Source organism: Terrabacter sp. P5_B1, from assembly GCF_056400505.1.
In genome coordinates, this window is record NZ_JBFULD010000114.1 from 1 (window position 1) to 11473 (window position 11473).

Annotated in this window: 12 protein-coding genes and 2 pseudogenes; 6 read left to right on the forward strand and 8 right to left on the reverse strand. The window is 68.4% G+C overall.

The window, feature by feature from the left end; translation table 11 throughout:
- Positions 1-183, reverse strand: a pseudogene (locus AC1DP0_RS10240) (hypothetical protein); the annotation flags it as partial.
- A 3-nt stretch (positions 184-186) separates the two neighbouring features.
- The gene (locus AC1DP0_RS10245) at positions 187-2004 is read right to left on the reverse strand and encodes an amino acid permease (RefSeq protein WP_478084280.1); all 1818 of its coding nucleotides are present in this window, start codon (positions 2002-2004) and stop codon (positions 187-189) included.
- Positions 2005-2427: 423 nt separating this feature from the next.
- Between AC1DP0_RS10245 and AC1DP0_RS10250 the strand changes: the two are divergent.
- A pseudogene (locus AC1DP0_RS10250) lies at positions 2428-3000 on the forward strand (dihydrofolate reductase family protein); the annotation flags it as partial.
- A 156-nt stretch (positions 3001-3156) separates the two neighbouring features.
- On the opposite strand, the gene AC1DP0_RS10255 reads toward AC1DP0_RS10250, so the two are convergent.
- The 4 genes from AC1DP0_RS10255 to AC1DP0_RS10270 all read right to left on the reverse strand — a co-directional run bounded on the left by AC1DP0_RS10255 (position 3157) and on the right by AC1DP0_RS10270 (position 5539).
- Positions 3157-3696, reverse strand: coding sequence for an SRPBCC family protein (locus AC1DP0_RS10255; RefSeq protein WP_478084281.1), 540 nt, complete (start codon positions 3694-3696; stop codon positions 3157-3159).
- A gap of 72 nt (positions 3697-3768) precedes the next feature.
- Positions 3769-4329, reverse strand: a complete 561-nt coding sequence (locus tag AC1DP0_RS10260) for an NYN domain-containing protein (protein WP_478084283.1) — start codon at positions 4327-4329, stop codon at positions 3769-3771.
- A 285-nt stretch (positions 4330-4614) separates the two neighbouring features.
- Entirely contained in the window at positions 4615-4920 is a 306-nt protein-coding gene (locus AC1DP0_RS10265) for a DUF5808 domain-containing protein (RefSeq protein WP_478084285.1), read from the reverse strand.
- Between the two features lie 268 nt (positions 4921-5188).
- Positions 5189-5539, reverse strand: a complete 351-nt coding sequence (locus tag AC1DP0_RS10270; RefSeq protein WP_478084287.1) for a DUF6220 domain-containing protein — start codon at positions 5537-5539, stop codon at positions 5189-5191.
- Positions 5540-5851: 312 nt separating this feature from the next.
- On the opposite strand from AC1DP0_RS10270, the gene AC1DP0_RS10275 reads away from it, so the two are divergent.
- The 5 genes from AC1DP0_RS10275 to AC1DP0_RS10295 all read left to right on the forward strand — a co-directional run bounded on the left by AC1DP0_RS10275 (position 5852) and on the right by AC1DP0_RS10295 (position 9780).
- A complete protein-coding gene (locus AC1DP0_RS10275) occupies positions 5852-6403 on the forward strand; it encodes a PadR family transcriptional regulator (protein WP_478084289.1) in 552 nt (183 codons plus the stop codon).
- A gap of 163 nt (positions 6404-6566) precedes the next feature.
- Positions 6567-6971 (forward strand): hypothetical protein, encoded by a 405-nt coding sequence (locus AC1DP0_RS10280; protein ID WP_478084291.1) that lies wholly within the window; start codon positions 6567-6569, stop codon positions 6969-6971.
- Between the two features lie 169 nt (positions 6972-7140).
- Complete coding sequence (locus AC1DP0_RS10285) at positions 7141-8394, forward strand: M48 family metalloprotease (protein WP_478084292.1); 1254 nt, start codon at positions 7141-7143, stop codon at positions 8392-8394.
- 209 nt (positions 8395-8603) lie between these two features.
- Positions 8604-9173 (forward strand): DUF1214 domain-containing protein, encoded by a 570-nt coding sequence (locus AC1DP0_RS10290; RefSeq protein WP_478084293.1) that lies wholly within the window; start codon positions 8604-8606, stop codon positions 9171-9173.
- Positions 9174-9180: 7 nt separating this feature from the next.
- Positions 9181-9780 (forward strand): DUF1254 domain-containing protein, encoded by a 600-nt coding sequence (locus tag AC1DP0_RS10295; protein WP_478084295.1) that lies wholly within the window; start codon positions 9181-9183, stop codon positions 9778-9780.
- A gap of 62 nt (positions 9781-9842) precedes the next feature.
- On the opposite strand, the gene AC1DP0_RS10300 is transcribed toward AC1DP0_RS10295, so the two are convergent.
- A complete protein-coding gene (locus AC1DP0_RS10300) occupies positions 9843-10514 on the reverse strand; it encodes a DUF72 domain-containing protein (RefSeq protein ID WP_478084297.1) in 672 nt (223 codons plus the stop codon).
- A 115-nt stretch (positions 10515-10629) separates the two neighbouring features.
- Positions 10630-11298, reverse strand: a complete 669-nt coding sequence (locus AC1DP0_RS10305) for an MBL fold metallo-hydrolase (protein WP_478084298.1) — start codon at positions 11296-11298, stop codon at positions 10630-10632.
- Positions 11299-11473 lie beyond the last annotated feature (175 nt).

Genomic DNA, 11473 nt, shown 5'->3' on the forward strand with positions numbered 1-11473 from the left:
CCCCCACTCCGTGAGGGGACCGACGTAGTCTCCGTCGACGAACTCCGGGACGCCCGCCGCGTGCGGGGTCGTGACGACGACGGCGACGACCAGGGGCTCGCCGGTGGAGCGCGACAGCACGCTGGCCAGCTCGAGCGCCGACGTGCCGCTGTCCTGTGCGGTGTAGGCGACGACGATCGTCATCGATCAGACCTGGGCGACGAGCGAGGCGGCCTCGACATGGGTCACCGGCAGGCCGAGCTCAGCCGCCCGGTCGACGACCTCGAACCGCTGCCACACCGAATCGGCGGCGGGAAGCGTCACGATGACGATCTGGTCGGGGTCGAACTGGTTCACCGCCGTCCGCAGGGCACGCAGCGGTCGGTGGTCGCCGATGCCACCGGAGGCGTCGAGCTGGTGCGCCGTGAGCGCCTCGAGCGTCCGGTCCAGCCGCCCCTGCGCGGCCTCGGTCGTCGCATCCCGCACGGACACCGCGCCATGGGTCGACGCGGTGCCGGTCTCCACCGCGCTGGCCGGGACGCACACGTAGTACGTCGCCTTGCCCATGGCGTCGATGCGTTGCAGCTCCCTCATCAGCTCGTCGGCCTCGAGGGTCTGGTTCGCCAGGACGAGGACGCGGCGCGCCTCGCCGGTCTGCGAGGGAACGACGCGGGCAGGTAGACGCGCGATGCGGGCCTTGTTGATGAAGAAGAGAATCAGCACGATGCCGAACGAGACCAGGCTGAGCACGAGCTGGATGCGGACGTCGGCGGTGAGGCCCATCTGGACAAGAACCAGGATGATGCCGATCGTCGTGATCACCGAGAGTGCCGGGAACCACCACATCTTCACCTTGAGCGTCGACGGGTCGGCCCGGTAGCGCAGGATGATCTGCGAGATCGCGATGAGCAGGTAGACGAAGAGGATCACGGCGCCGGACGAGTTGAGCAGGAAGGAGAACACGGTGTCGGGCGAGACCGCCGCCATGATCACGGCGAGGAAGCCGACGACCGACGACGACAGGATGGCGACCACCGGGACACCGCGCGAGTTGACCGACACCATCGACGCGGGCGCCTCGCGGCGAGCGGCGAGGACGAAGAGCATGCGGGACGCGGTGTAGAGGCCCGAGTTGAGGCAGGACAGGACGGCCGTGAGCACGACAGCGTTCATCACCTGATCGGCATACGGGATCCCGATCTTCTGGAACGCCGCGACGTACGGGGATGCCTCGAGCGTGGAGGAGTTCCACGGCAGGATGACGCAGAGCAGGAAGATCGAGCCCACGAAGAAGATCGCGATACGGGTGATGACCGAGTTGGCAGCCTTGGAGACGGCCCGCTCGGGGTCGTTGGACTCCGCCGCGGCGATGGTCGCGATCTCGGCGCCCACCATCGAGAAGATGACGGTCACGACCCCCGCCGTGATCGCCAGCTTGCCGTTGGGGAAGAACCCGCCGTGCGCGGTGAGGTTGCTGAAGTCGAGGTTGGCGTTGGGCCAGATCCCGAGCACGAACAGACCGCCGACCACGAGGAAGACGATGATCGCGCCGACCTTGATCCCGGCGAACCAGAACTCGAACTCGCCGAACGACGACACCGAGATGAGGTTGGTGCCCGTCATGAGGAGCATGAGGACGAGGCTGAGCACCCAGGTCGGCACACCCGGGAGCCAGAAGTTGATGACCTTGGCGCCGGCAACGGCCTCGAAGCCCACGACGATGACCCAGAAGTACCAGTACAGCCAGCCGACGGAGAAGCCGGCCCAGTCGCCGAGCGCCTTGCGGGAGTAGTCGGCGAACGAGCCCGTCGAAGGGTTGGCCACGGCCATCTCGGCAAGCATCCGCATCACCAGGATGATGAGGAGCCCGCACAACGCGTAGGTGAGGAACGCGCCCGGTCCGGTGGCGTGGATGACCGTCCCCGACCCGACGAACAGGCCGGCCCCGATCACACCGCCCATGGCGATCATCGTCAGCTGTCGCTGGTTGAGCGTCTTCTTCAGCTCGGGACCGCCGCCGGACACGTCAGGTCTCCCGGATCGCGATGGACGGGCGGCAGGTATTCAGGTGACGAGACATGGACGTATCCCTCTCGATCGGTCCGAAGTGGCAGTGCTCCCCCTCGACGATCTGCCCAAAGTAACCACCGTCTGGTGATCTGTCTACGACGGTCCAACGTCGAGGCGAGTCGGCCATTCTGGACGAATGGCCCACGCCGACAATCGTCCCCGTCGTCCAGATCCCCAGCGGACCAGCCCGCCTGCGGGTGGACGGGGTCGTCCCCGCGCCGCGTCGGGGTGCGGCGCCGTGGAATGCGGGACAGGATGTCCTGGGGGCGAAGTTGCGGTGCCTGGACGAGGCCCTGGAGGAGTCCGACGGCGAGGAGGCCCGCAGCGGTAGTCGTTGTGCATCCACACGGATGAACCGCACTCGAGGAGGACGCCGCGACCGCCACCTACACGTTTGATGTCTTCTCCAGCATCGACGGCTACGGCGCCGCCGGCGGCAACTGGACCGGCTACTGGGGCAAGCAAGGTCCCCAGCTGCTCGCCCACCGCCTCGCCCTGTACGCCGGGGAGCAGCGGATGGTCTTCGGGGCGAACACCTATCGGGCGTTCGCGCAGATGCTCGCCTCGAGCACCGAGGAGTCCGACGTGCGTGACGCATGGGTCACTCGGATGCGGAGCCTCCCGGCAACCGTGGTGTCGACCACGCTGGAAGGACCGCTCGACTGGCCGGACGCGACCGTCGTGAGCGGCGACGCCGTCGACGTCGTCGCCGAGCTCAAGGAGGTTTCCGAGGTGCCGCTGCGATCCCACGGCAGCCTGTCGATGAACCGGGCGCTGATGGCGGCGGGCCTGGTGGACCGGGTCCAGGTGACGCTCTTCCCCGTCATCACCGGCCAAACGGGGCTGGACCCGATCTTCAGGGGTTCTGCCGACTTCGACCTGGAGCTGGTCGAGAACCAGGCATTCGACGGTCGCACGGTGGAGCTCGTCTACCGGCCCGCCCTCCACTGAGCAATACAGACCGAGCAGTACAGGTTGGCGGACGACCCAAGACCTCCACGTCCGAACCAGATGCAGGCCGCGTCACTCCGCCTTGGCAGCCCCCGCCGCGGGACGTCGCGGTCGAGCGCCCAAAGGCCCTCTAGCCGTTGGGGGGCCCGACACGAATCACGTGGATCGGGCGCTCAGGCGCTGCCGAAGGCCGGTGGCCATGGCGGCGATGGTGAGGACGTCGATGAGCTCCCCTGCTGTTTCGGCCAGCCATCTACGGCGGACGGGGGCCATTCTCAGCCGTAGGAAGACTCGGGTGCCGGCGCCAGCCGGTTCCAGAGTGATGGACCAGGTGACCTTGGTGGCGCCGCGCTGGGAGGTGTAGACGATTGCGGTCGGTGGTTCGATGTGGGCGAGCCGGAATGTTTCGTTCTTGCCGCCGTAGTCAGGGACGGTGTCGCCGACCTGCAGGTGCTGCCATCGGTCTTGAATCTCCCAGGCTGCTCGCCTGGCGGCCGGTAGGAACCGTTCGAGGCCGGCAGGCAGGTACCACCCGGCGCGCCTCTTGCCCAGCTGGGCCAGCCAGGGCCACACCTGCAGCGGTGGGGCGGCCAAGGTGAAGGCGCGGTCCATAACCACTTCAGCCGCGGCGATCAACTCGTCGCCGCGACGTGGTGTGGCCTTTTCTGCGTCCGTGGCCGCGATGAACGCGAACATGCCGTGCCTATCGACGATGGTCGGCGAGCAATGATTCTATCCGTGCTCGCCGTCCCGCGGCCGTCACCGGATTCAGAGGAAGTCGGCCGGGTCGAAGTCCTCGATGGCGATGATTCGTATACGCGGTAGTGATTCTCTGAAGGCCTGCACGTCGTACTCGAGGTCGAAGGTCGCCAGACCTTGAGCGGTCAGCTCCAGGAACGCGTTGCTGCGGAACTCCTGAAATCCGACGACGCCCACCCGCCGACCGTCCAGCAGGTCACCCACTTGGTCGACAAAGTCCCCGTCATTGCTGACCAGGAGCACGTCCGCACGGCGTTGGCGAATCTCGATCAGGGTTCGCTGGATGGCGATGTCGACCACCTTTTCGCCCGCGGCGCCGGAGAGTGGGACCGGTCGGTAGCCGATCGCCATCAGAGCCTGGACAAAGGGCATGGGAAGTTCGCTGTTTGCGGCAAGGAAGAAGAGTCCAGCGGCCGGCTGCTTCCATAGCTCCTGCGCGAACTGCAGCAGGCGTTCCCACCTTGGGCGCTCCTCAGGGCGAGGGCGCCGTCCAAGGATCGAGGTGCCGAGGGTGGCGTCGATGTTCTCCCCGTCGACAAGGACGTACGTGATGCGGGGAGCTTCAGCCATGAGAGGGAGCCTACGTCGAGCTCTGGTAGGCGCGCGGTAAAGCGATCAACGGACCAACGACTCTCGCGCCGAGCCGGGTCATCAAGACCGATCGAGCGACGCATCACRCCGCGCACGCCAGAGGCCTTGCCGATCGAGAGGCCCACGTCGACGACCACCTGCTGGGGCGGGCGTTCTCCGCCTACGACGTCGTCCGCCTCGACCCTCTGGGTGGTGTCCATCTCCGGCCAGATGCTGACGCTGACCTGTGTGGCGAACGACGCCATTGGGACGTGAGCTGCGAGCTCAGCGGGCGAAGAYCCGCTCACGGACGAGCTCCACCACCCGGCCGGCGTTCACCGTCCAGCCGACACCGAACACCCGCGGGTTGATCACGTGCGTGCTGTCCGGGTTCCACATCCGCTCCTTGAACCGGGCGAACGTTGGCATCCGAAGGTCGTAGGGCACGAAACCGAGGGAACCGTGCCACCGGCGCTCCTCGGCGGGGGTGCGCAGCTCCTTGACGACCGCCGCGGCCGCGAGTGCCACCGTGGTGAGGCGGATCAGCTTGCGGAGGCTCGACCCTGGCTTGTGCTCGCCGTGCGATGTCATCTCGACTCCTTGGTCTGCAGGGAACACCCCTATCGTCCACCTTGCGGTCATCGACCAACCAGATCCGCCCGCTCCACCACTGGATCCAGGGGCGAGGACGGCCGATGCGTCAGACCGCAGTGTTCGTGCGGCGCCACGAGCAGCCGGGCTGGCCAGGCGTTTCGGTGCCAGCTACACGGGGATCACTGTGCCCTGCCGGCGTGGTGGCCGCGCAGGCCCGGCTGGAGCCCTGACGAACCCGATGGCCCTGATGGCCCTGATGGCCCCGTCAGGGCTGCGTCGAGGCACGGGCGGCGCCCTTCCCGATGAGCGAGCCGTCGATCCCGGCGATCGCGACGGCAACGGCCGCGTGCAGGACGCCGAACCAGGGGTTCGTGTCGGCGCCGAGCCCGGCGAACAGCGGCTGCAGGATTCCGAGGACCACGAGCACGACCGCGCGGACGACGATGTCGCGTCCCTGCCGGGTGAGGAGCGATACGACCAGGACGGCGATGAGCGACAAGATCGTGAGGTAGCCGACCGCTTGGTGCGGCTCAAACCACCCGTCGTCCGCCTCGTGGTACTGCCGTTCGAAGATGCCATAACCGGCGAGCACGAACTGCAGGGCGATGAAGACCATAGCGACACCCGCAACAATCGCGAGCGGACGACCAGGTGCGGCTCTCGACGTACCCACGGGATCTGCTGCCTCGGACATCCCACTTCCTCCTCGTCAGGGCAGGCCCCCGTGCCACCCGTCCCGTGGTGGGCCAGACCTCGTTGCCCGCCAGATCACCCTCACGCCCGTCCTGTGCAGCCGATGGCTGCGATCCGCGGCTCAGACCGATCTTAGACGCGGCCCGGGGTTCCGCACGGGTGATGTGGCGGACTGAGCAACCGACATGTGGAAAATGACATGTCAAGATCGATCTGTTGCGTCTAGGCTCCCACCGTGTCCCTGCGCTTCGCCATCCTCGGCCTGCTCGCCCGCCGCCCATCTACCGGGTACGAGCTGACTCAGACCTTTGACCGCTCGTTGCGCACGTCCTGGCACGCCAGTCACAGCCAGATCTATCCCGAGCTCGGCAAACTCGAGCGCGCCGGGCTGGCCGAGGTCGTCGGGCGCGGGCCCCGCAGGAGCAAGACCTATGGGCTGACCGTCGCCGGGCACGAGGAGCTGCGTCGGTGGTTGGTGGAAGACGAGCCCGACCGGTCCCAGCGGAACGAGAGCGGTGTTCGCCTGTTCCTGACTCCACTGCTCGCGGCTGCTGATCGGCGCACCGCCTACGGGCGCGACCTGAGCCACATCGAGGACGAGCTCCACGCATTGGTGCAGCTCCGCGCCCAGCTCGGAGCCTCGGAAGAGCCGGAGGCGTTCGCCCCGCAGATCGAGCTCGGCCTCCGGCTCAACGCCGTCATTCGGGACTGGCTGCGGGAACGAATCGAAGATGCCGCCGACCAAGCCCACGCAGATGCGCCCCGCGCACCCACTCCAGCCCGATAGACCGTCGATCTCGCGTTGGCGCCGCTCGGCAAGCGACAGCGCAAAGCGGCGATCGCCGGCTACTGAACCGCGCGAGCAGGACGTGACCGCCGGCATCGGAAGGTCCGACGCACCGGCGACGCGAGTGAGCCCCAAGCCCGGCGAAGCAACCGATAGGAACGCAATGACTCCCGCCACCATGAGCAACCTGGCCATCGCCGCGAGTGCACTGCTGCTGGTCTCGATCATGTTCCAGGTGGGGCTTGCCGCAGGAGCCCCCTGGGGACGTGCCGCCTACGGCGGCCGGGTCGCGATGCCCGACGGCCGGCTGCCCTACAGGCATCGGGTCGCCAGCCTCGTCACCGCCGCTGTCCTACCCGTGATCGGCGGGGTGCTCCTCCTGCGCGGTGGCGTGCTTGGCACGACCTCCGAGCACTCCGCGGCCGGCTTGGCCTGCTGGGGCTTCGCCGTGCTCTTCGCGTTGAACACGGCCGGAAACCTCGCCGGTCGACACCCGCTGGAACGATGGGGAATGGGAGCGCTGACGACGTGCCTCACCGTCCTCTGCATCCTTCTGGCTCGCGGCTGAAAGCGGCTTAGTTCTCGCGCGGCTCGACCGCGACCCAGCCGGCCGGCGCTCAAAGGATTTCGGCTCGCTCGGATGGGATGCTGGGCGTGGCACGTTGTCGTGGGTGCAACGGCTGTCATGCTGCGGCTGACCCGCCATCGGCAGTGTCTGGTGCAGGGAAGGGGCGGCCGTGACCCCGAATGGGTGGGCCCTGTCAGTGCTGGTCGCGCTTGCCATCGGGCTGGCTCTCGCAGCGGTCGCGCTGGTGCCCTGGCGGGTGCCACGCCCGAGCAGTGCCGCCCGCGCAGCGGCGCTGAGCGATGTACCCGCGGACGTGGTCACCAGAGGCCGGGCACTGCACGCCGCACTCCGCCCGAGCTCCTACGGTTCTCTGCTGACCGGACTGGCGGCAGCGTTGCTGCTCGGGCTCACCCCGGTGGGCGCGCGCATCGTCGCCTGGGTCGCCCAGCCCTTCGGCGGGCACTGGCTGGCCGAGGCGGTACTGGGCGGTCTGGTCGTCCTGATGCTGCTGTGGTTGGCATCACTGCCGTTTGCGGCGTGGCGCCACATCGTGCTCCGCGACTACGGGCTGTCCACCCAGAGCTGGCGCAGCTGGGCGGTGGACCTGCTCAAGAGCGGCGCGGTCGGCGTCGTGACCGGCGCGGTCGTGCTCGCCGGGTTCTACGCCGCGACCCGGTTCGCGCCGGACTGGTGGTGGGCGTTCGCCGCAGCGGGTGCCGCCGCTCTGGTGGTCCTGCTGTCCTTCGTCTTCCCGGTCCTCGTCGAGCCCGTGTTCAACACGTTCACACCGATGCCGGCCGGGCCGCTGCGCGACGAGCTGATCACGATGGCGGCCCGGGACGGCATACGGGTGCGAGAGGTGCGGGTCGCGGACGCGTCGCGGCGGACCACCGGGCTCAACGCATACGTCTCCGGCATCGGCGCCACCCGCCGCATCGTCGTCTACGACACCCTGCTGCGCGAGACGCCGGCCGGTGAGGTGCGCAGCGTCGTCGCGCACGAGCTGGGCCACGCCAAGGACCGCGACCCGGAAGTAGGCACGCTGCTGGGGGCGATCGGCGCCGCAGCGGCGGTCGTGGCCCTCTACCTGGTGGGCCAGTCGGAGGGGCTGTTGCGCCGAGCAGGGGTGGACTCCATGGGCTCGCCGAGGGCGATCGGCCTGGTCGTCGCCGTGGCGACGCTGGCCGGCCTCGTCACCGGCCCCCTCCAGAGCCTCGTCTCCCGCCGGGTCGAGGTCCGCGCCGACCGGCATGCGCTGCAGCTGACCGGCAACTCCGCCGACTTCGCTGCGATGCAGCTGCGCCTGGCCACCGTCAACATCGCCGATGTCCACCCGCCCCGTCTCGAGTACCTGCTGTTCGCCACCCACCCCGACACCGTGGAACGCCTGGCCGCAGCGAGGGAGGCAGCAGGCGGCTCCTGAGGACCCAACGGGCGCTCATCATCCTCAGCCCGAACTTCGACACCGCGCGGCGGGACGCGGCGCGGCCGCTGGGGCAGAGTGGGAGGCGTGCAAGCGTGCGAGTCGTGGGGCCCGCGGTGAGCAGGCGACGGTCCGCCCTCCTGGCAACACTCGTCGGGGCGGTTTGTGTCTACGCCATCGTCAGGCTCGTGACGGCCCCCGCCCGACCTGTGCGTACCGATGTCATCCAGGGCGTCCTGGTCGGTATCGGACTGGCAGTCGTCACCGTCGAGGTCCTGTCGAGGGTCAAAGCCGTCAAGGTCAACGGCTGGATCACCATGCCAGAGTGCGGTGTCCCCGGCAACGGCGTCCTGATGCGGGCCACGTGTACGTGGATGTTCCCGGGCCCGGTCAACGTGCCGGAGGAGGCGATGTACTGGACAACGCAGGTCGACGGCGCCGGCCGGCGGCTGACTGGCCTGCGCACCTACGTCATTCATTTCCCGGCCGGGGGCCTACCACCCAACGACGCGTTCTGGTCGCTCACGATGGGCGATGCCCGGAATCGGTTCGTCCCCAACGCGATTCGTCGGTACAGCGTGAGCGACCGCTCGGGGCTGGCGGCCAACACCGATGGCTCCGTCGACGTCTACATCCAGAGAGCCGCTCCCGTCGGGCATGAGTCCAACTGGCTGCCTGCGCCCACGGGCACGTTCACACTCTGGTTGCGGGTCTACCTGCCCGACCGCATCGTCCTCGAGGGCGGGTATGCCGTCCCCCCGGTCGCGCAGGCCCCGTGACCCGGCCATGAAGCTCGCACAGCTCCTCATCTTCACCGCCGCCGCGGTCGGGGCGTGGTGCCTTGCTCTCTACTTCTGGCCCCGCGTGCTGCTGTCGGTGTTCAAGAGAGCGATCCTCGTCAGGGGATTCGGCGACGGCCCGATCCCCGTGAACTCGCTCTACGTGCAGCCCCAAGCGCTGTTTGCTGATCCGTTCGCGGCGACCGGTGGTTCGAAGCTGGCAACGACGGGCGTGAACCGCGACACGCTCATGGGCGCCGGCTGGCTCGATCTGCGAAACGGGGCTCAGCTGCTGCACGTGCCGGATGCGCCAGATCGCTACTACAGCGTCCAGCTCACCGACCCCCGTACGAACACCAACTTCGCCTACGTCGGCACGCGCACCACGGGCACGCAGGCGGGCGACTACCTCATCACCGGGCCGCGATGGACAGGCCAGGTCCCAACCGGGACCACGCACATCTCCGCACCGCGCGACTCGGTCCTGGTCTTCGTGCGCGTGCTCGTGTACGCGGACAGCGACCTGCCGGCCGCCCGTGACTTTGCGAGACAGATCCAGCTCGGAGCACGCCCGCGACGCTCCGACGACTCCGGGACAGCCCGGTGAGCACCGACGGTCGCTCACAGTGGGGACGACTCTCCTCGCACGTGCGAGATGCCGCCCTCAGCTCACCCACCGTCGCGAGAGAGCAAGGCGAGAAATCGTTCTGCGTCGCCTACGCGCGGCAGGTTGTTGAACATGACGTACGGCGACGGTCGGCCGTCCACCAGGTCCCGGAGCCGGCGCAGCTCGTCATCGGTATGGACATGCCGCGAACCCGACGTGCCGTGCAGCCGGTAGTAGGTCTGCTCCGGCGTCACCGTCTCGGTCTGCATCGGGTCCACGACGTGCACCAGGTCCAGCTCGGCACAGAGCTCCTTGAGCAGCTCGGTGGGCCACTCGCCGCGGGGCTCCCACAGCAGTCGTCCGGCCGGACGCTCCACCTGTGACAGGAAGGTCCGCAGTCGTCCGATGTTCTCGGACGTCGGGCGAAAGCTCTTCGGGCACTGGAGCAGCACGGCGCTGGCCCGCAGGAGAGCGGCGCACTCAAGAGTCCGCTCCCAGCCCGCGAGGACCTCGGGGGTCGTCCGGAAGGCTCCAACCTGGCCGTGTGCGCTCTCCGGCAGCGGCTGCTTCAGGCGCCGGTAGGTGGGGCTGTTGGACTCATGGGTGACGATCTGCCACGCCTTCATCGTGAACTCGAAGCCGTTCGCCGCCTGGGTGCGCCAGCGCGTCAGCATGGCGTCCGTTGGCGGGTCGTAGAACGTGTTCTGGACCTCGACGACGGGGAAGCGTCGCACGTACGAAGCCTGTGAGACCGTCCACCCGCACAGCCCAACGCGAACGTCCACCTGGCTACGCAGCGTCTTCCCGTGGTCCATACAGCCGAGTCTCCCTCCTGGGACAGATGCGGAGTCAGCCGTCGTGGTCGCTGGACGGGCGCCACGGCTCGTGCTGGTGCGAGAGCCAGACCTCCTCGGGAGCGAGTGCGCGGATCAGCCGCTGGCCTTCGGTGCGGGGATCGTCGAGCTCATCGAAGAAGACGGCCGTGTCGCCGGCGATGACGACGGGCCGACCGTCCGTTTCGACGACCACGACCTGCGAGCCCCGGGTGTGGCCTGGCGTCGGAACGAGCCGGATGCCCGGCAGCAGCTCGAGCGTGCCGTCGACCGGGACGTACTGCACGCCGGGCGCCTCGACCCAATCGCGGATCGTGTAGTCGTCCAGGCTGCGCGCGTCGTCCAGCTCCGCGCGTTGGACGTAGACCGGCTTGCCGGTGAAGAGGTGGTTGCCGCCGCAGTGGTCGAAGTGCAGGTGCGTGTTGACGACAACGTCGATCCCGGCCAGGTCGAAGTCGGTCTGCTCACTGAGTGGCGTCAGGTGAGGATCCATGTCGTCGACCGCCGGGTGCAGCTGGGTCATGCCGGTGTCGACCAGCACCCGTGCGCGGGGATGGTCGATGACGTGCACGTAGACGGGCATCCGTTCGCCCTCGGGGAACAGCTCGGCGACGAGCACCGGCGTGATGGTCGGCGGCGAGACGCTTCGTGGTCCCTCGCCCTTCTCGGTTCGTGGATCACCCATGACGCAAGTCTGGGGCACGGTCGCCGGCTGGCGGTGGCTATGCGACACGTCGTTCCAGGCCCATGCCGTGTCGTGATCTGCAGTGCGCCGCCGCTCGGCCGGCGACGGGATGGAGGAGGTCACGACCTTCGAGCACCGGGCGTTCGTGCCGTCTCCTGCCAGGCGCGCCGGGGCG

Coding starts and splice junctions, on each gene's coding strand:
- AC1DP0_RS10260 (WP_478084283.1), bottom strand. CDS start 4,329: ATGGCTGAAGCTCCCCGCATCACGTACGTCCTTGTCGACGGGGAGAAC.
- AC1DP0_RS10280 (WP_478084291.1), top strand. CDS start 6,567: ATGACTCCCGCCACCATGAGCAACCTGGCCATCGCCGCGAGTGCACTG.
- AC1DP0_RS10295 (WP_478084295.1), top strand. CDS start 9,181: ATGAAGCTCGCACAGCTCCTCATCTTCACCGCCGCCGCGGTCGGGGCG.
- AC1DP0_RS10255 (WP_478084281.1), bottom strand. CDS start 3,696: ATGTTCGCGTTCATCGCGGCCACGGACGCAGAAAAGGCCACACCACGT.
- AC1DP0_RS10270 (WP_478084287.1), bottom strand. CDS start 5,539: ATGGTCTTCATCGCCCTGCAGTTCGTGCTCGCCGGTTATGGCATCTTC.
- AC1DP0_RS10305 (WP_478084298.1), bottom strand. CDS start 11,298: ATGGGTGATCCACGAACCGAGAAGGGCGAGGGACCACGAAGCGTCTCG.